The organism is Streptomyces sp. NPDC005151 (genome assembly GCF_053599875.1).
In genome coordinates, this window is the sequence record NZ_JBSFYR010000008.1 from 1 (window position 1) to 21,750 (window position 21,750).

19 protein-coding genes and 1 pseudogene are annotated in these 21,750 nt (G+C 70.3%); 10 read left to right on the forward strand and 10 right to left on the reverse strand.

Features of this window, described 5'->3' with window-relative positions:
- The first annotated feature begins 236 nt into the window (after positions 1-236).
- Positions 237-1,061: an SAM-dependent methyltransferase gene (locus tag ACWD6R_RS06635; RefSeq protein WP_451817722.1), complete on the forward strand. Its 825-nt coding sequence runs from the start codon at positions 237-239 to the stop codon at positions 1,059-1,061.
- Positions 1,062-1,414: 353 nt separating this feature from the next.
- Here ACWD6R_RS06635 and ACWD6R_RS06640 read toward each other — a convergent pair whose 3' ends face one another.
- From ACWD6R_RS06640 to ACWD6R_RS06655, 4 genes and pseudogenes are all read right to left on the reverse strand, one after another.
- Complete coding sequence (locus tag ACWD6R_RS06640) at positions 1,415-1,624, reverse strand: hypothetical protein (protein ID WP_451817723.1); 210 nt, start codon at positions 1,622-1,624, stop codon at positions 1,415-1,417.
- A gap of 90 nt (positions 1,625-1,714) precedes the next feature.
- Positions 1,715-3,004: pseudogene (locus ACWD6R_RS06645) on the reverse strand (FAD-dependent monooxygenase); the annotation flags it as partial.
- Between the two features lie 138 nt (positions 3,005-3,142).
- A complete protein-coding gene (gene rarD, locus ACWD6R_RS06650) occupies positions 3,143-4,147 on the reverse strand; it encodes an EamA family transporter RarD (protein WP_451817724.1) in 1,005 nt (334 codons plus the stop codon).
- Between the two features lie 129 nt (positions 4,148-4,276).
- The gene (locus ACWD6R_RS06655; RefSeq protein WP_451817725.1) at positions 4,277-5,137 is read right to left on the reverse strand and encodes an SDR family oxidoreductase; all 861 of its coding nucleotides are present in this window, start codon (positions 5,135-5,137) and stop codon (positions 4,277-4,279) included.
- Positions 5,138-5,247: 110 nt separating this feature from the next.
- On the opposite strand from ACWD6R_RS06655, the gene ACWD6R_RS06660 reads away from it, so the two are divergent.
- Positions 5,248-5,631, forward strand: a complete 384-nt coding sequence (locus tag ACWD6R_RS06660) for a winged helix-turn-helix transcriptional regulator (RefSeq protein ID WP_451817726.1) — start codon at positions 5,248-5,250, stop codon at positions 5,629-5,631.
- On the opposite strand, the gene ACWD6R_RS06665 is transcribed toward ACWD6R_RS06660, so the two are convergent.
- The 6 genes from ACWD6R_RS06665 to ACWD6R_RS06690 all read right to left on the reverse strand — a co-directional run bounded on the left by ACWD6R_RS06665 (position 5,619) and on the right by ACWD6R_RS06690 (position 14,728).
- Complete coding sequence (locus tag ACWD6R_RS06665; protein ID WP_451817727.1) at positions 5,619-7,574, reverse strand: APC family permease; 1,956 nt, start codon at positions 7,572-7,574, stop codon at positions 5,619-5,621. The genes ACWD6R_RS06660 and ACWD6R_RS06665 overlap by 13 nt on opposite strands.
- Before the next feature lie 154 nt (positions 7,575-7,728).
- Positions 7,729-8,808, reverse strand: coding sequence for a 2-oxoacid:ferredoxin oxidoreductase subunit beta (locus ACWD6R_RS06670; protein ID WP_451817728.1), 1,080 nt, complete (start codon positions 8,806-8,808; stop codon positions 7,729-7,731).
- On the reverse strand, positions 8,801-10,774 hold the full coding sequence (locus ACWD6R_RS06675) for a 2-oxoacid:acceptor oxidoreductase subunit alpha (RefSeq protein ID WP_451817729.1): 1,974 nt from the start codon (positions 10,772-10,774) through the stop codon (positions 8,801-8,803). The genes ACWD6R_RS06670 and ACWD6R_RS06675 overlap by 8 nt, the downstream gene beginning before the upstream one ends.
- A 253-nt stretch (positions 10,775-11,027) precedes the next feature.
- Complete coding sequence (locus ACWD6R_RS06680) at positions 11,028-11,687, reverse strand: LuxR C-terminal-related transcriptional regulator (protein ID WP_451817817.1); 660 nt, start codon at positions 11,685-11,687, stop codon at positions 11,028-11,030.
- A 237-nt stretch (positions 11,688-11,924) separates the two neighbouring features.
- Complete coding sequence (locus ACWD6R_RS06685; protein ID WP_451817730.1) at positions 11,925-13,280, reverse strand: sensor histidine kinase; 1,356 nt, start codon at positions 13,278-13,280, stop codon at positions 11,925-11,927.
- Positions 13,281-13,528: 248 nt separating this feature from the next.
- Positions 13,529-14,728: a sensor histidine kinase gene (locus ACWD6R_RS06690; RefSeq protein ID WP_451817731.1), complete on the reverse strand. Its 1,200-nt coding sequence runs from the start codon at positions 14,726-14,728 to the stop codon at positions 13,529-13,531.
- A gap of 178 nt (positions 14,729-14,906) precedes the next feature.
- Here ACWD6R_RS06690 and ACWD6R_RS06695 point away from each other — a divergent pair, with 178 nt between their 5' ends.
- Genes ACWD6R_RS06695 through ACWD6R_RS06730 form a run of 8 tightly spaced genes read left to right on the forward strand, consistent with a single transcriptional unit; the run spans position 14,907 to position 21,733 of the window.
- Complete coding sequence (locus tag ACWD6R_RS06695) at positions 14,907-15,308, forward strand: NADH-quinone oxidoreductase subunit A (RefSeq protein ID WP_451817818.1); 402 nt, start codon at positions 14,907-14,909, stop codon at positions 15,306-15,308.
- Entirely contained in the window at positions 15,299-15,928 is a 630-nt protein-coding gene (locus tag ACWD6R_RS06700) for an NADH-quinone oxidoreductase subunit B (protein WP_323135876.1), read from the forward strand. The genes ACWD6R_RS06695 and ACWD6R_RS06700 overlap by 10 nt, the downstream gene beginning before the upstream one ends.
- Positions 15,925-17,223 carry an NADH-quinone oxidoreductase subunit C gene (locus ACWD6R_RS06705; RefSeq protein WP_451817732.1) on the forward strand — a complete coding sequence of 433 codons (1,299 nt, stop codon included), beginning with the start codon at positions 15,925-15,927 and terminating at the stop codon, positions 17,221-17,223. Before ACWD6R_RS06700 ends, ACWD6R_RS06705 begins: the two co-directional genes overlap by 4 nt.
- Positions 17,220-18,188, forward strand: coding sequence for a complex I subunit 1/NuoH family protein (locus ACWD6R_RS06710; protein WP_451817733.1), 969 nt, complete (start codon positions 17,220-17,222; stop codon positions 18,186-18,188). Before ACWD6R_RS06705 ends, ACWD6R_RS06710 begins: the two co-directional genes overlap by 4 nt.
- Positions 18,188-18,775: a NuoI/complex I 23 kDa subunit family protein gene (locus ACWD6R_RS06715; RefSeq protein ID WP_451817734.1), complete on the forward strand. Its 588-nt coding sequence runs from the start codon at positions 18,188-18,190 to the stop codon at positions 18,773-18,775. The genes ACWD6R_RS06710 and ACWD6R_RS06715 overlap by 1 nt, the downstream gene beginning before the upstream one ends.
- Entirely contained in the window at positions 18,772-19,326 is a 555-nt protein-coding gene (locus ACWD6R_RS06720) for an NADH-quinone oxidoreductase subunit J family protein (protein ID WP_451817735.1), read from the forward strand. The genes ACWD6R_RS06715 and ACWD6R_RS06720 overlap by 4 nt, the downstream gene beginning before the upstream one ends.
- A complete protein-coding gene (gene nuoK / locus ACWD6R_RS06725) occupies positions 19,326-19,736 on the forward strand; it encodes an NADH-quinone oxidoreductase subunit NuoK (RefSeq protein WP_451817736.1) in 411 nt (136 codons plus the stop codon). Before ACWD6R_RS06720 ends, nuoK begins: the two co-directional genes overlap by 1 nt.
- The gene (locus tag ACWD6R_RS06730) at positions 19,733-21,733 is read left to right on the forward strand and encodes an NADH-quinone oxidoreductase subunit 5 family protein (protein WP_451817737.1); all 2,001 of its coding nucleotides are present in this window, start codon (positions 19,733-19,735) and stop codon (positions 21,731-21,733) included. The genes nuoK and ACWD6R_RS06730 overlap by 4 nt, the downstream gene beginning before the upstream one ends.
- Positions 21,734-21,750 lie beyond the last annotated feature (17 nt).

Below are 21,750 nucleotides of genomic sequence, written 5' to 3' on the forward strand. Positions count from 1 at the left end.
CAGCGGCCACCCCACGCCCGAATCCGCAACCCAGCCCCGACACGGCCTGCACACCCCCGAAACGATCAACCCGAAATCAAGCCGGTGGATCCGGGCTGAGTCCATGCGCTGGTGATACCCGGCAAAGCCCCACCCATGACGTGGACTTGGGGCGGCCGGAAGCATGCGCACAGAGCTGCGGGGACGTCTAGGTTGGTGAGTGATCGCCTGAACAACGACCCGCAGGAGGCACCCCCGTGTCAGACCGTGACCCCAGACTCGATTCCGCCGCGGAGATACGCGCACGGATCGACACGAGTACGCCGCACTCCGCGCGCTTCTGGAACTACTTCGTGGGCGGCAAGGACAACTACGAGAAGGACCGTGAGCTCGGAGACCACATCAAGGAGATCTTCCCCGGACTCGTCGACGTAGCACTCACGAGTCGTCACTTCCTCGGGCGCGTGGTCCGGCATCTGGCCGGGGAGCAGGGCATCCGTCAGTTCCTGGACATTGGAACCGGTTTGCCGACGGCCGACAACACCCATGAGGTCGCCCAGCGGGTCGCACCGGATGCGCGGATCGTGTACGTCGACAACGATCCGCTGGTACTGGCCCATGCGCGCGCGCTGCTCACCAGCACGCCTGAGGGAGAAACGGCGTATCTCGACGCCAACCTGTATGAGCCCGAGGCCGTCTTGAAGGCCGCCGCGAAGACGCTTGATTTCTCTCAGCCGGTTGCCCTCATGATCCTCAATACTCTTGGCCACGTCGCCGATTACGACCAGGCCAGAGCTCTCGTATCCCAACTCATGGCAGGCCTGCCGTCCGGCAGTTATCTGGTCATCAGCGACTCCACCTCCACCAGCGCAGGCATGATCGCAGCGTCGGAGGCGTACAACTCCAGCGGAGCGGTCCCCTACTACGTGCGCAGCATCGACGAGATCACCGGATTCTTCGACGGCCTCGACCTGGCCGACCCCGGAATCGCCCAGGTCACGCAGTGGCGCCCTGAACCCGGCAGTGCGTCTGGCACCGCGACGTCAGTCGATGCCTACGGCGGGGTGGGCCGCAAGCCGTAGCGGCACATTGATGGCGCTGTCCAGGTGGCCCGCGATGGCCCCGCGGGCCGGCGAACAGCTCGAACAGGCGGACCCGTGCCCCGTCCCCACGTCGCGGCACGGGCCGTCCGGTGACCACGATGTGCCGGGCCCCCGCCGCGGCGGCCCGGGCGAGCGCGGCACGGGAGCGGGGCTCACGGTGTCGTCGCGGCGCAGTCCTGCACACCCCGCAGGGTCGGCCGTACCGATTCGACCCCGGCGCCCTGTGCCTGGAGCTGCTGCCCACCGGCGGGCGAGCACCGGCAGCGTGTGAGGGACCGGGTGGCCGCCGCGCCGGGCTGAGCCCGGCCGCGGGGAGCTGTCACCGGCGTGGCTCATCGGGGTGTTGCCCGGGTGGACGTCGGCCGGGCGATTTCCTGGACGCCCGGAGTCGGGTCTCCGTTGCCGGGATTGCCCTGGAGGCGGGACCGGGGTCCGGCCGGGCCGAGTCCGGAAGGGTGCACCGCCTGTGCGGTGTCGTCGGCGCGTGCGGTGGGTGTGGCTGCGCAGATGACGGCGGAGACGGCCACGGTGGCGGTCGCCACGCGCAGGAGCGTGCGGGAGTGTCTCTCGAAGTGCCGGGTTCGGGTCATAGGTGTCAGAGAAATGTAAGCAGACGGTATGACCGCGCTTACTCACCGGGACACGCGCCGTGATCGCCCCAATGCCGTACGGTCCAGGTGATCCGCGACGGCTCCGTGGTCCATGGCCCGCGCGATCAGCGCCACGTAGTTGTCGGGGCGGACCAGGACGAGGGCGTTCTCGGTGATCCCGTACGCCGAGCGGGCGTGCCCCTCGTCGTCGGTGAGGCCCTCGTGGCCCCCGTCGTCCACCGCGTGCACGCGCACCACGTCGCCGTACTCCGCCGCCACCTCCCGCAGCGCCTCCGCCGCGCCCGCGCCGAAGCCCAGCAGCGTGAAGTGCGGCCCGGCGAACGTCTCGAACAGCCGGACCAGCGCCCCCGTCCCCGCGTCGCGGCACGGGGCGTCCGGGGCGCGGTCGCCCGCCCGCAGCCGGGCGCGGGGACCGTCGGCCGCGCCGTCCCGGGCGAGCGAGCTCCAGCGGTAGTTCCCGTCCAGCCCCATGGTCTCCGCGGTGTTCGCCGCGTCCAGTCCGCCGCCCGGCTTCTTGATCGCCTCCAGGGTCGCCCGCAGCCGGTCGGAGGTGAGGTCGAGGGTCCGGGCGGCGACGGGCAGCCGCTCCTCCTCGTACGTGTCGAGCAGGCCCGCACCCGCCCGTCCGGTCACCACGAGGGCGAGCTTCCAGCCCAGGTTGAACGCGTCCTGGATGCCGGTGTTCATGCCCAGCCCGCCCGCGATCGCGTGCACATGCGCGGCGTCGCCCGCGAGGAGGATGCGGCCCACCCGGTAGCGGTCCACCATGCGCTCGTTGACCCGGTACGTCGACAGGAGGGTGGCGTTCGACAGGCGGGTACCGGGGAGACCGGAGTGCTTGGCGAAGAGCCGTCGGAAGCTTTCCTGCGAGGGCGGTACGGGGGCTCCGGCGGCGTCCGTCTCGGGTCCCGCCTGGAACCACCAGCCCGACCGCGTCCCCGGGATCGGGCACAGCATCACGGCGCCGTCCTCGTCGAACCACTGGTGCCAGAGGCCGCGGTCGAGACCCTCCACCTCGACATCGCCGCAGACCATCATCTGCTCCTCGGTCGTCTTCCCCTCGAAGGGGAACGAGAGCAGTTTGCGCACCGTGCTGTGGCCGCCGTCGCAGCCCACCGCATAGGCCGCCTCGATCTCGCTGCCGTCGGTGAAGGTGACGGTCACCGAAGCGTCCGCCTCGGTCAACCCCGTTGCCTCGGTACCCAGTTCGACCCGCACCCCGTACTCCGCGAGCCGGGCGCGCAGGATCTCCTCCAGCCGCCACTGGGCGATGAGCCACGACCGGTCGTACGGGGCGTCCGGCGTCGGGCTCGGCGGTCGGGATCTCGGCGGTGACAGCGGTGTACGGGCTCGCCTCGGCCGGCACGGACGGCACGCCCGGAGCCACCCTGGACGCCTTCCGTGCGGCGCTCGTCGTGCCGGTGGCGATGGTGACGCTGGGCGCGCTGATCACTGCTCTCGGGCTGCGTACGAGGAGGGGTCCGCGCCCGCTGCCGGAGACGTCCGCTCCGGTGCCGTCGGTGTCGCCGGTGTCGCCGCCGTCGCGGCAAGCCGCGCGGCCTGCGCCCTCGTCCGCCGCGCCGTCCGGAACGCGTCCCACGTCAGCAGCGTGAGCGCCAGCCACACCAGCGCGAACCCGGCCCACCGCTCAGGCGGCATCGCCTCGTGGAAGTAGAGGATGCCGAGGGCGAACTGGAAGACCGGTGCCAGGTACTGCAGCAGGCCCAGCGTCGAGAGAGGGACGCGGATCGCCGCCGCACCGAAGAGGACCAGCGGCGTGGCCGTCACGACACCCGTCGCGGCGAGCAGCGCCGCATGGCCGGCGTCCCCGGAGACGAACGTCGCGTCGCCCTGCGCACCGAGCCACAGCAGATAGCCGAGCGCGGGCACGAACAGCACCGCTGTCTCGGCGGTGAGCGACTCCAGGCCGCCCATGTTGACCTTCTTCTTCACCAGGCCGTACGTCGCGAAGGAGAACGCCAGCGTCAATGAGATCCACGGTGGACGTCCGTAACCGATCGCCAGCACAAGCACGGCCGCGACGCCCGTGCCGACCGCCACCCACTGCACGGGGCGCAGCCGCTCACCGAGGAGCAGGACGCCCATGGCGATGGTGACCAGGGGATTGATGAAGTAGCCGAGCGACGCCTCGACGACGTGGCCGCTGTTCACGGACCAGATGTACAGACCCCAGTTGACGGTGATCACAGCCGCGGCGATCGCGATCAGCCCCAGCTTCTTCGGCCGGCGTATCAGCTCGCCGATCCACGCCCAGCGGCGCAGCGCGAGCAGCGCGATGCCGACGACGGCGAGTGACCAGACCATGCGGTGGGCCAGGATCTCGATGGCGCCGGACGGCTTCAGCAGCGGCCAGAAGAGCGGGACGACCCCCCACAGACCATATGCGCCGATGCCGGACAACAAGCCCGCCCGCTGTTCATTTGTCCCCTTCACGGGCCCTCCCGGCATCCCTCGCGTCAACTGCTCCGTCGACTGCACGACGGTAACGCCGGGAGGGCCCGGTGTCATAGCCGTATCGCCATACGGTCATGACACCGGGCCCGTCCGGTCCGGAGGAAGGGCTCAGCCGGCGGCGACCGCAGCGGCCACCGTCTCGGCCATCGGCGTCGTCGGGCGGCCGATCAGACGGGCCAGGTCGCCGCTCGTACCGGCGAGCAGACCGCGCGCGATTGCCTCGTCGACGTCGACGAGGATCGCGGCGAAGCCCTCGGGCAGACCGGCGCCGACCAGGATCTCCTGGTGCACGGCGGCCGGGACGTTGTTGTACGCGATCTCCTTGCCGGTGGCCTTCGCCACCTCGGCCGCGTACTCGGCGAACGACCAGGCGACGTCGCCGCTCAGCTCGTAGGCCTTGCCGAGGTGGTCCTCGCCGGTCAGTACGGCGGCCGCGGCGGCCGCGTAGTCGGCGCGAGTGGCGGAGGCGACCCGGCCGTCGCCCGCGTTGGAGACGACGGCGCCGTGCTCCAGGACCGGGGCGAGGTTCGCCGTGTAGTTCTCCGTGTACCAGCCGTTGCGCAGGAAGGTGTACGGCAGGCCGGAGTCGAGGATCAGCTGCTCGGTGACCTTGTGCTCGGCGGCCAGCTGGAAGTCGGCGTCCGGGCCGCCCAGCACCCCGGTGTACGCGAGCTGCGCGACGCCGGCCGCCTTCGCCGCGTCGATGACCGCCGTGTGCTGCGGTACGCGCTTGCCGACCTCGCTGCCGGAGATGAGCAGGACGCGGTCCCCGGCCCTGAAGATGCCGGTGAGGGTCTCCGGGCGGTCGTAGTCGGCGACCCGGAGCTCGACGCCGCGGGCGGCGAGGCCGGCGGCCTTCTCCTTGTTGCGGACCACGGCGGCGATCTCGCTCGCGGGCACGGTCTCCAGCAGCCGGTCGACGACGAGACTGCCGAGCTCTCCGGTGGCTCCAGTGACGACGATGCTCATGGGGGGTTTCTCCTCTTTGGGCGCTCTGGTCATAGTTCGTGCTCTCCGTTGCTCACCCTACGGGATGCACTAACCGAGAGAAAGTACCCACTTTGAAGTAAGGTACTGGTATGAGCGTAAGCAAGGTGCCCGATGTGAACCGGCAGATGTGCCCCTCCCGCCTGGTGCTCGAACACGTCACCAGCCGCTGGGGCGTCCTCGTCCTCGCCGCTCTGCTGGAGCACTCGTACCGCTTCAGCGAGCTGCGCCGCGAGGTCGGCGGCGTCAGCGAGAAGATGCTGGCCCAGACCCTCCAGACGCTGGAGCGCGACGGCTTCGTACACCGGGATGCCAAGCCGGCGATCCCGCCGCGGGTGGACTACACGCTCACCGAGCTGGGCAAGGAGGCCGCCGAGCAGGTGTGGGGGCTGGCGCGCTGGACGGAGCGGCGTGTCGACGCCGTACACGCCGCCCGCGAGTCGTACGACGCCCGGAAGCAGGCTCAGTCCGGCTGAGGAGCCCGCCCTTCCTCCAGCGCCCGCAGTGCCCGCGAGACATCGAACGGCAGGATCGTCACCGCCACGTGCGGCAGCTGCACCAGCGCCTTCGACATCGCCTCGCCGGTGCCCCGGTGCAGCATCTTCCCGAGCACGTTCGGGTACAGACGCCGCGGCACCAGTACCGTCAGCGACGTCTCCCCGTCCGCCGTGGTGCGGGTCGCGAGCTCCCGCATCGCATGGCGCAGCCGCCGGTCGGGGCAGGCCACCAGCTCCAGCGACACGGAGGTCGCGGCCGTCGCCTCCCAGCGGGCGGCCAGCCGCCTGCCGTGCGCCTCGTCGATCGCGAAGTGCACCGCCCGGATCTCGTCCGGGCGCAGCTCATGGGCGTACCGCAGTGCCTTCAGCGTCGCCAGGTCCAGCGTCTCGACGAGGACGAACACCAGATGGCGCCGGACCCGCGGCCGGTCGGCGCCCGGTGCCTGGAGGCTCTGCAGTGCGGCGGCCTCGCGCCGGTACTCGCGGTTGATCCGCATCAACGCCCAGACGCCGAGCGGAAAGACGATCACGACCAGCCAGGCGCCCTCGGTGAACTTGGTGACCGCGAAGATCAGCACCACGGCCGCCGAGATGACCGCGGCCAGCCCATTGACCGCGATCTTCAGCCGGCGGTACCGCTCCCGGCGGCGCAGGTGGTACGCGGTGAGCCCGGACCCCGCCATGGTGAACGCGGTGAACACGCCGATCGCGTACAGCGCCACCAGCTTGTCCACGCTGGCGCCCGTGACCAGCAGCAGCGCCAGCGAGACGACGGTGAGCGCGATGATCCCGTTGGAGAACGCCAGCCGGTGCCCGCGCCGGGTCAGCACCCGCGGCAGGAAACGGTCCTTGGCGACAAAACTGGCCAGGAACGGGAAGCCGGTGAAGGGCGTGTTGGCGCCCGTATAGAGGACCAGCGCGGTCGCCAGCTGGACGAAGACCAGCCCGGCCGTCCCGGCCGGGCCGGCACCGAAGGCGAGATGAGCCTCCTGCGCGATGACGGTCGGCGTGCCGTCGGTGTACGGGACGGCATGCGTGAAGTGCGCCAGCGTGGAGACGCCGAGGACGAGGACGCCGAGTACACAGCTCATCACGATGAGGGTGCGGCGGGCGTTGCGGCCCTGCGGTTCACGGAACGCGGAGATGCCGTTGGAGATCGCTTCGAGTCCGGTGAGCGACGAGCCGCCGTTGGCGAAGGAGCGCAGCACGATGAAGAGCGAGGCGCCGTACGCCCAGCCGCTGCCCGGCGTGCCCAGCGGAACCACCCCGGCGGCATGCAGATCGGCGCGCGGCAGCCCGCCCGTCAGCCCGCGCACCGCGGCGACGAGCAGCACCAGACCGACCGCGGCCATGAACAGATAGGCGGGCAGCGCGAAGGTCCGGCCCGCCTCGCGGATGCCGCGCAGATTCCCGTACGCGAGCAGCGCGATCACCGCGACGGAGACCGGCAGCTGGAGATGGTCCAGACCGGTCCAGCCGCCCCCGGCCAGATGCGCGAGGGAGATGAGGGCGTTCGTGCCTGCCGACACCTGGACGGCGACGGTCACGATGTAGTCGACGAGCAGCGCCACGGCGGCGATCTGCGCGACGTTCGGCCCGAAGTTCTCCCGGGCGACGACATACGAGCCGCCCGCCCGCGTGTAGATCATGACGACATCGCTGTAGCAGAGCGTCAGAAGCAGCAGGACCAGCAGGATCGCGCCGGTCACCGGCATGAGGAGGGTGAAGGCAGCCGCGCCGACGACGGGCACGAGGACCCGGAGCATCTCCTCGGAGCCGTACGCGGACGAACTGATGCAGTCCGAGGCGAGCACCCCGAGCGCCGTCCGGTTGCTCAGTTTCTCGTCACTGATGCGCTCGGTGGTGAGGGGTTTGCCGAGCAGGTGTCGTTTGATGCGGTACGCAGGACGGTCCAGGGCCATGGGCACATGAGAACGGGTGCCGGGCCGGGAGCGGTGAAGACTCCCCGGCCGGGCACCCGTACGGTGCGCCTCACGACGTCCCAGGGGGTGTCCGGCGGATCATCCGGGGCCGCGACGAGTGGGAACCGTCCGACCCTGATCCGCCGGACGCCTCTCAGCCGACGACCGTCCAGTTGTCGTTGCCCGCGAGCAGCACGGCCAGATCGCCCTTGCCGTTCTGCTCGACCGCGGTGTCCAGCTGCTCGGCCATCTGTGTGTCGTACACCGGCCGCTCGACGCTGCGCAGCACTCCGATCGGGGTCTGGTGCAGCGTGTGGGGGTCAGCGAGCCGGGACAGCGCGAACGCTGTGGTGGGGCTGGCGGCGTGTGCGTCGTGGACCAGGATCTGCGACTCGTTCTCCGCGGTGACCTCGACGACCTTGAGGTCGCCGGTGGCCGGGTCGCGCACGACGCCCTTGGACTGCCCGGTGCCGAAGCGGATCGGCTGCCCGTGCTCCAGCCGGATCACCGCGTTCTCGGCCTGGTCCTTGTCCTTGAGGACCTCGAAGGCGCCGTCGTTGAAGATGTTGCAGTTCTGGTAGATCTCCACCAGCGCCGTGCCGGGGTGGGCGGCCGCCTCGCGCAGCACGCCGGTGAGGTGCTTGCGGTCGGAGTCCACGGTGCGGGCGACGAACGACGCCTCCGCACCGAGGGCCAGTGACACCGGGTTGAACGGGGCGTCGAGCGAGCCCATCGGCGTCGACTTGGTGATCTTGCCGACCTCGGACGTGGGGGAGTACTGCCCCTTGGTGAGCCCGTAGATCCGGTTGTTGAACAGCAGGATCTTCAGGTTCACATTGCGCCGCAGCGCGTGGATGAGGTGGTTGCCGCCGATGGACAGTGCGTCGCCGTCGCCCGTGACGACCCAGACCGACAGGTCGCGCCGCGAGGACGCCAGCCCGGTCGCGATGGCCGGGGCCCGGCCGTGGATCGAGTGCATCCCGTACGTGTTCATGTAGTACGGGAACCGGGACGAGCAGCCGATGCCGGAGACGAAGACGATGTTCTCCTTCGCCAGACCGAGCTCGGGCATGAACCCCTGCACGGCGGCGAGGACCGCATAGTCACCGCAACCGGGGCACCAGCGCACTTCCTGATCGGACTTGAAGTCCTTCATGGACTGCTTGGCCTCGGCCTTGGGTACCAGCTGCAGTGCCGGGAGCCCGGTGGGGAGTGCCTGGTCGGTGTTAGGCATCGATGGCCTCCTTGAGAGCTGTGGCGAGCTGCTCGGCCTTGAACGGCATTCCGTTGACCTGGTTGTAACTGCGGGCGTCCACCAGGTACTTCGCCCGGATCAGCGTGGCGAGCTGGCCGAGGTTCATCTCCGGGACGACCACCTTGTCGTAACGCTCCAGCACCTCGCCCAGATTCCGCGGGAAGGGGTTGAGGTGGCGCAGATGGACCTGCGCGATCGACTGCCCCTCCGCCCGCAGCCGGCGGACGGCGGCGGTGATGGGGCCGTACGTGGAGCCCCAGCCGAGCACCAGGGTCCGGGCGTCGGAGGGGTCGTCGACCTCCACGTCGGGGACCTCGATGCCGTCGACCTTCGCCTGGCGGGTGCGGACCATGAAGTCGTGGTTCGCGGGGTCGTACGAGATGTTGCCGGTGCCGTCCTGCTTCTCGATGCCGCCGATGCGGTGTTCGAGACCGGGAGTGCCGGGGACGGCCCACGGGCGGGCCAGGGTCTGCTGGTCGCGCTTGTACGGCCAGAAGACCTCGGTGCCGTCGGCCAGCTCATGGTTGGGTCCGGAGGCGAACTGCACGCGCAGGTCGGGGAGTTCGTCGACCTCCGGGATTCGCCACGGCTCGGAGCCGTTGGCGAGATAACCGTCCGAGAGCAGGAACACCGGCGTGCGGTACGTCAGTGCGATCCGGGCGGCGTCGAGCGCGGCGTCGAAGCAGTCCGCCGGCGTCTTCGGCGCCACGATCGGCACCGGGGCCTCGCCGTTGCGCCCGAACATCGCCTGCAGCAGGTCCGCCTGCTCGGTCTTGGTCGGCAGACCGGTCGACGGGCCGCCGCGCTGGATGTCGATGATGAGCAGCGGCAGTTCGAGCGAGACGGCCAGGCCGATGGTCTCCGACTTCAGCGCCACACCCGGACCGGACGTCGTCGTCACCCCGAGCGAACCGCCGAACGCCGCGCCGAGCGCCGCACCGATGCCCGCGATCTCGTCCTCCGCCTGGAAGGTGCGGACGCCGAAGTTCTTGTGCTTGCTGAGCTCGTGCAGGATGTCGGAGGCCGGGGTGATCGGGTACGAGCCCAGGTAGAGCGGCAGGTCCGCCTGCCGGCCCGCGGCGATCAGCCCGTACGACAGGGCCAGGTTCCCGGAGATGTTCCGGTACGTACCGGTGGGGAACGCCTGCGTCGCGGGCGCCACCTCGTAGCTGACCGCGAAGTCCTCGGTGGTCTCACCGAAATTCCAGCCCGCCCGGAACGCTGCCACGTTCGCCTCGGCGATCTGCGGTTTCTTGGCGAACTTCGCCCGCAGGAACGCCTCGGTGCCGTCGGTCGGCCGGTGGTACATCCAGGAGAGCAGCCCGAGCGCGAACATGTTCTTCGAGCGCTCGGCCTCCTTGCGGGAGAGCCCGAACTCCTTCAGCGCCTCGATCGTCAGCGTCGTCAGGGGCACCGGATGGACGTTGTACGCCTGCAGCGAGCCGTCCTCCAGCGGACTGGTCTCGTAGCCCACCTTCGCCATCGGGCGCTTGGTGAACTCGTCGGTGTTGACGATGATTTCGGCGCCGCGCGGCACATCGCCGATGTTCGCCCTCAGCGCCGCGGGGTTCATCGCGACCAGCACGTTCGGGGCGTCGCCCGGCGTGAGGATGTCATGGTCGGCGAAGTGCAACTGGAACGACGAGACGCCCGGCAGGGTGCCTGCGGGGGCGCGGATCTCGGCCGGGAAGTTCGGCAGCGTCGACAGGTCGTTCCCGAACGACGCCGTCTCCGAGGTGAACCGGTCACCCGTGAGCTGCATGCCGTCTCCGGAGTCACCCGCAAAACGGATGATCACCCTGTCCAGGCGGCGGATCTCCTTCTCGCCGACGCCCGCTTTCTCCGAATGGGGGGCGCGTTGCCCCCGGAGAACAGTCTCACTGGCCTGATCGGCGTCGTTGGCCTCGTCGGCCTGTCCGGCTGGGCTACTGACCTGGCTGGTCACTGAACTGGACCTCCCTCGGGGCGGCGGCTCGGGACCGTCCGGCCCGCCGGCGGTCCCAAGGCCCACCCTACGTCGGTAAGGGTCGCCTTCCCTGGAACGGTCACATGGTGGACTTCACTATGAGACGCATTTTTGTACCGCTTTGCCATGTTTCGTTACCCCCCTGAGCTGTCAGTCGACGTGGTTCGCCGCTTCTCGGCGCTCATCCTTTAGTCCCAGGCCCTCGATCGGCCACAGATGACCTGACAGGGTGTCAGGATTTGAGATAGGTCAGAACGGCCAGCACGCGACGGTGATCCCCGTCACTGGGCGAGAGCCCGAGCTTCAGAAAAATATTGCTGATGTGCTTCTCCACCGCGCCGTCGCTCACCACCAGCTGCCTGGCGACCGCGGAGTTCGTCCGCCCCTCCGCCATCAGGCCGAGCACCTCGCGCTCGCGCGGCGTCAGCCCGGCCAGGACGTCCTGCTTACGGCTCCGGCCCAGCAGCTGCGCCACCACCTCAGGGTCCAGCGCCGTACCGCCCTGCGCCACTCGGACCACGGCGTCGACGAACTCACGGACCTCGGCGACCCGGTCCTTCAGCAGATACCCCACCCCCCGGCTGCTGCCGGCCAGCAGCTCGGTCGCGTACTGCTCCTCGACGTACTGCGAAAGGACCAGGACCCCGATGCCGGGATACTCCTTGCGCAGCCGCACCGCCGCCCGTACGCCCTCATCGGTGTGGGTCGGAGGCATCCGCACGTCGGCGACGACCACATCCGGCAGCTCGTCCTGCGCGGCGAGATCGCTCACCGTCTTGATCAGTGCCTCGGCGTCCCCCACCCCGGCGACGACGTCATGCCCGAGATCGGTCAGCAGCCGGGTGAGCCCCTCCCGAAGCAGTACCGAGTCCTCGGCGATGACCACCCGCACCCTGTCCTCCACCACGACGCTGTTTCCCCCACTGCACTGGTCCGCCGGCCCGCGGCCTACGGAAATCCGTCCCCTGACCCCTCCAGCATCCCAGCATCGGCCCGCCGATGGGGAACTGTGCCGAATGGTTGAGGGCCCGGGTGGGGCGACTGTGCCGAATGGGCGAGGGCGCGGGTGGGGCGAGGGAACGCCCATGAGGGGTGAGCGGGGCGGCGGCAGCGGACCGGTCGGTCCGCCTCAGCCGCGCCACGGGAGCTCGGCCGTGGCCCGCGTCGGCCCGCCCACCGGGGAGTCGACGACGAGGATGCCGTCCACCGCGTCCAGCCGCTCGGTCAGACCGGCCAGACCGCTGCCCGCCGACAGGTCCGCGCCACCCCGCCCGTTGTCGGTGACCTGCAGCATCAGCCGGTCGGCCGTACGCCACACATCAACCGTCGCACGCGTCGCGTACGCATGCTTGCTGACGTTCTGCAGCAGCTCGGACACGGTGAAGTACGCAATTCCCTCGATGGCCTGCGCGGGCCGCGACGCCAGGTCCACCTCGACCGTCACCGGGACGGTGCAGCGGGAGGCGATGGCGGAGAGCGCGGCGTCCAGGCCGCGGTCGGTGAGGACGGCGGGATGGATCCCCCGGGCGAGGTCGCGGAGCTCCTGCAGGGCGACCTTCACCTCGCCGTGCGCCTCGTCGACCATGCGGGCGGCGGCCTCGGGGTCCTGCGTCAGTTTCTCCTTCGCGAGACCCAGATCCATGGCGAGGGCGACGAGCCGGGCCTGTGCGCCGTCGTGCAGATCGCGTTCGATGCGCCGCAGGTCGGCGGCGGCGGTGTCCACGACCACACCCCGGTCCGACTCCAGCTCCGAGACGCGCGACGCCAGCCGGGACGGCCCGAGCAGCCCGTACACCATCACCCGGTCCACAGACGTCAGACCACGGATGATCCACGGGGTGACGAGGACGAGTATCAGACCGAACGCACTGGTCATGGCCAGCTCGAAGGGCGAGTCGAGATAGATGTCGTGCGTGGCGTCGCCGTACAGCTGGATGCCGTCGACCCCCGCGTACGCCGGGAAGACCCACTGCCACAACGGATACGCGAGGGCCGCCCACCCGTACGTCCAGAACGTCAACGAGACGGTGAACGCGAAGACCGCCCACGGGAAGTGCAGCAGCGCATAGAGAAGGTGCCGCCAGGACGCCCCGCTCTTCAGTACCGCGCCGACCCAGGACATCAGCCCGCCGGTCCTGCCGCGCGCCGGCGCCGGATCCGCCACCTGGAGCCTCAGCAGCCCCCGCGCCCGGACCCGCTCCACGGCACCGATTCCGCGGCACATGGCCAGGGTGCCGGCAAGGAGCGGAATGCCGAGGAACGTGATCAGCAGACCCGCACTGGCAGAGGTCAGAGCCACCGCGAGGCCGAACACCACCGTACTGATGGGCAGACTCAGCAACAGATAGCCGAACTCGCGCCAGGTCCTCGCCTCGAACGGCGCGCGCAGCACCGCCGGAACGACGTGCTTTACCGGGGGGTGGTCCTCGGGGCCGGAACCGGACCGCTGAGGGTCGCGAGTGTCCGGTCCGTATGCCGTGGCCATGGTGCCGTCCGTTTCTCTGCTCGGCGGATGGAGCGGTTCTTCTTCGACAGCCCGTACAGGCCGCCACCTCAAGAGTGCTGTCCGGCGGGACTCCTCACCATGAGGCCGGTATCCCTTTTCGACCGGGGGTTTTCCCCACCCCCGACCGCGACCGGGGCCCCCTCCTGCGGGATCGGACCGGAACGGGGAGCCGGGTCCGACGCGCGTACCCGCACCCCGCGAGCCCGGCACGATCCGCAAGAAAGGCCCTACGGCCGTCTCGCGACGCTTGCACCGTCCCCGCCCCGGTCCCGCCAGGGCAGCTCGGCCACGACTGTCGTCGGCCCGCCGACCGGCGAGGTCAGGACGAACAGCCCGTCCACCGCCCCCAGCCTTTCCGCCAGCCCGGACATCCCCGTACCGCCGTCCATCTGCGCCCCGCCCCGGCCGTCGTCACTGACCTGGATCAGCAGCCGTTCCCCCGACCGCCACACCTCGACGGACGCCGAACACGCACCACTGTGCTTGCTGACGTTCTGCAGCAGCTCGGACACGGTGAAGTACGCAATCCCCTCGATCGCCTCCGCAGGGCGCGACGGCAGATCCACGCCCACCGTCACCGGGACGGTGCAGCGGGAGGCGATGGCGGAGAGCGCGGCGTCCAGGCCGCGGTCGGTGAGGACGGCGGGATGGATCCCCCGGGCGAGGTCGCGGAGCTCCTGCAGGGCGACCTTCACCTCGCCGTGCGCCTCGTCGACCATGCGGGCAGCGGCCTCGGGGTCCTGCGTCAGCTTCTCCTTCGCCAGACCGAGCCCCATGGCGAGGGCGACGAGCCGGGCCTGCGCGCCGTCGTGCAGATCGCGCTCGATGCGCCGCAGGTCGGCGGCGGCGGTGTCCACGACCACACCCCGGTCCGACTCCAGTTCGGCGATCCTGCGCTCCAGCTCGTCCGAGGGCGAGAGCAGCCCCCGCGCCATCGCCCGGTCCGCGTTGGTCAGCAGCCGCGCCGTGAAGGGCAGCACGGGCCACAGGACGAACAGACTCAGCAACGTCACCGTGAACGTGAGCACGCCCCAGGGCAGCCGCATGAAGGTGTACAGCACCGCCCGCCAGCCCACCGGGTCCTTGAGGCTCGACCACAGCCACGGAAGGACGCCACGGTCACGGCGGCCCAGAGCGGTCGCGCTCGGCTCGTCGATACGTACCCCGAGCAGTGCACGGGCCCGGCCCCGCTCCGCTCTGCCGAGGAGCCGCGCCCCCTGCAGCCCGCCGGCGAGCAACGGCAGACCCACCACCGTGACGGAAAGCCCCACCCCGATACCGATCATGAAAACTGTGTAAACAAACCCGGCAACCGCCATCGGCAGGTTGGACAGGAGATAGGAGATCTCCTTCCACGTCCACGGATCCAGTGCGAAGCGGGCGGGCGGCGGCCGGTCGTTGTCGGGCGCCTGGGGGCTCAAGGTCATGCGCCCAGCCTGCCGGGCCGGGCCTGCGCACGCCATGGGGTTCATGGGTGGGGCGAAGTAGGGATAACCCCACCCGTTGCCCGACGCGGCTGCTTACCACCCCTTTAGCAGGGCCTAGACTCCCGTGCGTACAGACGTCGAACAGGCATGAGGGAGCGGAGGGGCGGACGTGGCCTACGTGGCGGACCTGCCGGAATCGACCGTTCTCGCGACGGAGTACTTCCAGAGCTACTCGGTCGTCGGACTGCTCGCCGTGATCGGCGTGCTGTTCGTCGCCGTCGCCTTCGGAGCGGGACGACTGCTGCGCCCCGTGGTGCCGACACCCGAGAAGCTCCTCACCTACGAATGCGGCGTGGACCCCGTCGGCGAGGGCTGGGCACACACCCAGGTCCGCTACTACGTCTACGCATTCCTCTATGTGATCTTCGCTGTCGACTCGATCTTCTTGTTCCCGTGGGCGACTGTATTTGCAGCACCTGGATACGGCGCGACCACACTGGTGGAAATGTTCATCTTCCTCGGTTTCCTCGCCGTGGGACTGCTCTACGCATGGAAGAAGGGCGTCCTCGAATGGACGTGACGAGCCCGCAGACCCCCGAGCCGCAGCACCGGCCCGAACCGACGCTGCTGCCCGAACCGAAACGGCTCGGCGTGCTGTCCCGGCTCGCACCCGAGCCCATGAAGGTGGTTCTGAACTGGGGCCGCCGCTACAGCCTCTGGGTCTTCAACTTCGGGCTCGCCTGCTGCGCCATCGAATTCATCGCCGCCTCCATGGCCCGGCACGACTTCATCCGCCTCGGCGTGATCCCGTTCGCACCGGGGCCCCGCCAGGCCGACCTCATGATCGTTTCCGGCACGGTGACGGACAAGATGGCCCCGGCCGTCAAGCGGCTGTACGAGCAGATGCCCGAGCCCAAGTACGTCATCTCCTTCGGCGCCTGCTCCAACTGCGGCGGCCCATACTGGGACTCGTACTCCGTGACCAAGGGCGTCGACCAGATCATCCCCGTCGACGTGTACGTACCGGGCTGCCCGCCGCGCCCGGAAGCCCTGCTCCAGGGCATCCTCAAGCTCCAGGAGAAGATCGCCCGCGAGTCGCTGGGCGAGCGGTACGCGACCGGCGGCAGCCGCCCCTCCACCGCCGCACTCCGCAGCGGCCTGGTCGCCGCCCCGCCGGCCCCGGGGGAGGAGCAGAAGTGACCGATCCGGAAACGGCGCAGGCCTACGACCGCCTGCCGGAAGCCGTCACCGAACTCTTCGGCGAGGACTCCACGGCGGAGTACGCCTACGACCTGCTGACCGTCGACGTACCGCCGGCCGCCTGGACCACCGCCCTCGAAACGGCCCGCTCCCTGCTGGGCTGCACCTATTTCGACTGGCTGAGCGCAGTCGACGAACCCGGCATCGGCTTCCGCGTCTGCGCCCATGTCGCCGCCCCGGCGCCGGGCAAGGTCCGTCGGCTCCTGCTCCGCACGACCGTTCCGCACGACGCCGCGGTTCTCCCGACCGCCATCGGCGTCTACGCAGGCGCCGCCTGGCACGAGCGCGAGACCCACGAAATGTTCGGCATCGGCTTCGAGGGCCACCCGCACCTGGTCCCCCTTCTCCTCCCCGAAGGCTTCGAGGGCCACCCGCTGCGCAAGGACTTCGTCCTGGCGGCGAGGGTCGCCAAAGCATGGCCGGGCGCCAAGGAGCCGGGCGAATCCGAGCACGGCGGCCCCAAGCGGCGCACGATGCTGCCGCCGGGCGTGCCCGACCCGAACGAATGGGGCCCCCTCAAGGGTCAGCTCCCACCTGCCCCGACCCGCCCGGCCCGAGCAGCCCGCCCCGCGGGCGACCGCCCCGTGCGCAGGGCCCGCAGCGTGAGCGAGGGCTCGGCAAGCCAGCAGCCCGAGCCGGCAGCCCCGGCCGCCGCAGGTACCGGGACCACACCGCCGGCCACCACCCCGACCACACCGCCGGCCACCACCCCGACCGCGACTCCGCGCCGCACCCGCAGCGCGTCCCAGGGCTCGGCGAGCCGGCAGGGGGCGCCGGTGGAGCAGACGTCGACAGCGACGGAACCGGCGGCTTCGGCGGCCACGCCGAAATCCGACGCGCCGGGCACTGCGGCGACGGACTCGACCACCTCCCCGTCGGCAGCGCCGGGGACGGCTCCCTCGGAGACCGCGCCCTCGGGCTCGGCGCCCTCGGAGACCGTGCCCTCGGGACCGACGCCGGAGGCGGCAGCCCCGGAGCAGGCACCCAAGTCCCGCGGCGCGGACGCGCCCTGGCACCACGCCCGCCCCGCCTTCGACCCGACCCCCGAACCGGACACCTCCCAGCCCCTCCGGCGTCCGAGGAGCGGCGGCCCGGAGGCGGAGCCCCCGGTTCGGGAAAGGGCGGACAGGGGAGAGGCCCCGCGCAGCGGCCCCACCCCCGAAGGCACCGAACCCGCGGCCACCCCCGAAACCCCCGAAACCCCCGACCACCCCGCCGGAGGCGATACCGCGTGAACGACGTACTCGACGTCGCCCTCCGGCTCATCATCGTCTTCGCGGTGTTCATGGTCGTCCCCCTCGTCGTGGGCCAGACCGAACACAAGGTGATGGCCCACATGCAGGGCCGCCTGGGCCCCATGTACGCGGGCGGTTTCCACGGCTGGGCCCAGCTCGTTGCCGACGGCGTGAAGTTCGCGCAGAAGGAAGACATCGTCCCGGCCGAGGCCGACCGCCGCATCTTCCAACTCGCCCCCGCCGTCGCCCTCCTCCCGTACCTCCTCGTACTCGTCGCCATTCCGATCGGCCCGAGCGAGGGCGCGGTCGGCCAGGTGGTCGACGCGGGCATCTTCTTCGTACTCGCCGTCATGGGCGTGGGAGTGCTCGGATCACTGATGGCGGGCTGGGCATCGGCCAACAAGTTCTCCCTCCTCGGCGGCCTCCGCACCGCCGCCCAGCTCCTCGCGTACGAACTTCCGATGCTGCTCGCCGCGGCCTCTGTCGCGATGGCCGCAGGCACCGTCTCCCTTCCCGGCATCGTCAACGCCTTCGAGTGGTGGTGGATGCCCTGGCAGATCGTCGGCGCCCTGGTCTTCTTCGTGGCCGGACTCGCCGAACTGCAGCGCCCGCCGTTCGACATGCCGGTCGCCGACTCGGAGATCATCTTCGGCGCGTACACCGAGTACACCGGCCTCCGCTTCGCCCTGTTCCTGCTCGCCGAGTACGCGGGCATCGTCGTCCTGTGCGGACTGACCACCGTCCTCTTCCTCGGCGGCTGGCACGGCCCGCTCGGCGCCGACGGACTCGGCTGGGTGTGGACGCTCCTCAAGATCGCGGTCCTCGCCTTCGTCGTCATCTGGCTGCGGGTGAGCTACCCCCGCCTCCGCGAGGACCAGCTGCAGAAGCTCGCCTGGACCACGCTCATCCCGCTCGCTCTCGCGCAGATCGCGCTCACCGGCATCGTGAAGGTGGCGATCAGCTAATGCCTCCGATCCCCGGCTCCGGCCTCGCCAAGGGCCTGGCCGTCACCCTGCGGACGATGACGAAGAAGACGGTCACCGCCCAGTACCCCGACGTCCAGCCCGAACTCCCGCCGCGCTCCCGCGGCGTCATCGGGCTGTTCGAGGAGAACTGCACGGTCTGCATGCTCTGCGCCCGTGAGTGCCCGGACTGGTGCATCTACATCGACTCCCACAAGGAGACGGTGCCCGTCGCCGCACCGGGCGGCCGCGAACGCAGCCGCAATGTCCTCGACCGCTTCGCCATCGACTTCTCCCTCTGCATGTACTGCGGTATCTGCATCGAGGTCTGTCCTTTCGACGCGCTGTTCTGGTCGCCGGAGTTCGAGTACGCGGAGACCGACATCCTCGAACTCACCCATGAGCGGGACAAGCTCCGCGAATGGATGTGGACGGTGCCCGAGCCGCCCGCACTCGACCCGGGTGCGGAGGAACCGAAGGAGATCGCCGCCGCCCGCAAGACGGCGGAGAAGCTCGAAGCCCAGCGCGCCCAAGAAGCCCAACAGGCCCAGCAGACCCCGCAGCAGGAAGAAGAGGAAGGAAAGGAGTGACCCTCGCAGCCGCCGCGGCCCACCCCGGTTTCCTCTCCCCGACCGGCATCGAGATCGCCTTCGTCCTGGTCGGCGTCGCCACCATCGGCGCAGCCCTCATCACCGTCACGACCAAGCAGCTGGTGCATGCCGCCCTCTGGCTGGTCGTGACGCTCGGCGGCCTCGCCGTCGAGTACCTCCTGCTGACCGCGGAGTTCATCGCCTGGGTACAGGTACTGATCTACGTCGGTTCCGTCGTCGTCCTCCTTCTCTTCGGGCTGATGCTCACCAAGGCCCCCATCGGCCGCTCCCCGGACGCCGACTCCGAAAACCGCTGGGCCGCCCTCGGCGTCGCGGTCGCCGCTGCGGCCGCCCTCGTCTGGGTCGTCGTGGACGCCTTCCGCACCACCTGGATCGACCTGGGCGGACCGGCCCACGGATCCACCGAAGCCACCGGCGCCTTTCTCTTCCGGCACTGGGTACTGCCCTTCGAAGCACTCTCCGTCCTGCTGCTCGCCGCCCTCGTCGGCGCGATCGTCCTGTCCCGCAAGCGCAGTAAGGAGCAGAGCTGATGCACCTCGCCTATCCCGCCGTGCTCGCCGCCCTCCTCTTCTGTACCGGGCTGTACGGAGTACTCGCACGCCGCAACGCGATCCTGGTCCTGATGTCCGTCGAGCTGATGCTCAACGCCGTCAATCTCAACTTGGTCGCCTTCGACGTCTGGTTCCGCGACGCCCTGCACTCCGGCCAGGCCCTCACCCTCTTCACCATCGCCATCGCCGCAGCCGAGATCGGCATCGGCCTCGCGATCGTCCTCGCCGTCCACCGCAACCGCGGCAACTCGGACGTCGACCGCCTCCGCGACACCGCCGAGACCGACGCCGCGGAATCCCTCCCCGGCGACGAGGACGACACCACCGGCACCGAAGACCAGGCCACTGCTCCGGCAGGGAAGGCAAAGAAGGCAGAGGCCACCGCGTGACCACCACGACCCTCGCCGTCCTCGTTCCCCTCCTTCCGTTCCTGGGCGCCGCCACCGGCCTGCTCCTCGGCCGCACCGCCCCCGGATACGTACGTCCCCTCGCGATCCTCCCCACCCTCGCCGCGGCCGTGATCGCCGTCGTCGTCGCCGCACGCCAGGGCGGCGGCCAGGCCATCGACGCGTCGACCCGGCTCACCCCCACCGGCTCGGTCCCGATCGACCTCGCCCTCCACCTCGACGGCTTCGCGGTCCTCGTCGCCGTCCTGGTCGGTCTCGTCGCGACCTGCGTGCAGATCTACTCGACCGCCTACCTGCGCCACGACCCCCGCTACCCCTCGTACGCGGCCCTCGTCTCCCTGTTCACCTCGGCGATGCTGCTCGTCGTCTACTCCGGCGACCTGATGGTGCTGCTGGTCGGCTGGGAAGTCATGGGCATCTGCTCGTACTTCCTCGTCGGCCACTACTGGGAGACACCCGAAGCCCGCGCCGCCTCCCTCAAGGCGTTCCTGGTCACCAAGCTCGGCGACGTCCCCTTCCTGATCGGCCTGTTCGCGCTTGCCGCCGACACCGGCACGTTCCGGATCACCGGCATCCTCGGCGCCGTCGCGCACGGCGGGCTCGACCACCCCACTCTCATCGCCCTGCTGCTCCTCGCGGGCGTCGCGGGCAAGTCCGCGCAGTTCCCCCTGCACACCTGGCTGCCCGACGCGATGGCCGGCCCGACCCCGGTCTCCGCGCTGATCCACGCCGCGACGATGGTCGCCGCCGGCATCTACTTCGTGGCCCGGCTCCTCCCCGTCTTCGCCGAATCCGGCGCCGCCCTCGTCGTCCTCGCCGTCATGGCGGCGGTCACGATGATCGGATCGGGACTCGCCGCTCTCGCCCAGGACGACATCAAGCGGGTCCTCGCCTACTCGACCATCGGCCAGCTCGGCTACATGTCCGGCGCCCTGGCCGTCGGCGACCGCGGGGCCGCCGTCTTCCACCTCCTCTCGCACGGCGCGTTCAAAGCCGTCCTCTTCCTCGCGGCCGGCGTGGTCATCCACGCCGCCGGGACCAACTCGCTCACCGCCATGTCCCGCATGGGCGGCCTGGCGAAGCGCATCCCGGACGCCTACTGGACGATGACCGTCGCCCTCCTCGCGCTCGCCGCCATCCCGCCGTTCGCCGGCTTCTTCTCCAAGGAAGCCGTCCTCGTCGCCGCCGAACACACCGCCCTGGGCGAACGCCACGTCGCCCCGGCCGCCGCCGGCTGGACCGTCCTCGTCGCCGGACTGCTCGCCGCCGTCCTCACCGCCGCGTACGCCACCCGCCTCTGGCTCCTCGCCTTCCGCGGCCGCGGCGCCGAGGCCCCCGACCACGGCAGGCAGCCCGTTGCGATGACCGCCGTCCTCTGGGTCCTCGCCATCCCCACCATCGGCTTCGGACTCACCGTCGGCGTGATCACCGACTGGTTCGACGGCCACAGCCTCACCCCGTCCGTGACCACCGCCGTCCTCTCCACCGGCGTCGGCCTCGTCGGCGGCCTCGTCACCTACGGCGCCTGGCGCCACACCACGGCCCTCGCCGCCCGCACCCCCGCCGGTGCCGTCGTCGCCCACCCCGACGCCGAACCCGCACTCATCGAGGCCGAGGCCATGACCCACCACACCGCCGGATACGGCGACACCCCGGGCACCCCCGACCCGGCCGACCCCGGACGGCTCCTGCTCGGCCCGCTCCACCGCCACGCCGCCACCGGCTTCCACCTGGACGCCCTCTACGCGACGCTGTTCGTCCGCCCCGTCCAGGCCGCGGCGAGCCTCGTCCGCTTCCTGGACCGCGAGGTCGTCGACACGTACGTACGCGGCGCCGGCACCGGCGCACGCTGGCTCGGCACCGCCGTCCGCCGCGCCCAGACCGGCAACGTGCAGACCTACCTCAGCGCACTGCTCGCCGGTTCCCTTGTCCTGGCGATCGCCGCCGTCGTTTTTGCCAACGTCAACGCCGGGTCGTGAGCCGTGATCGATATCAG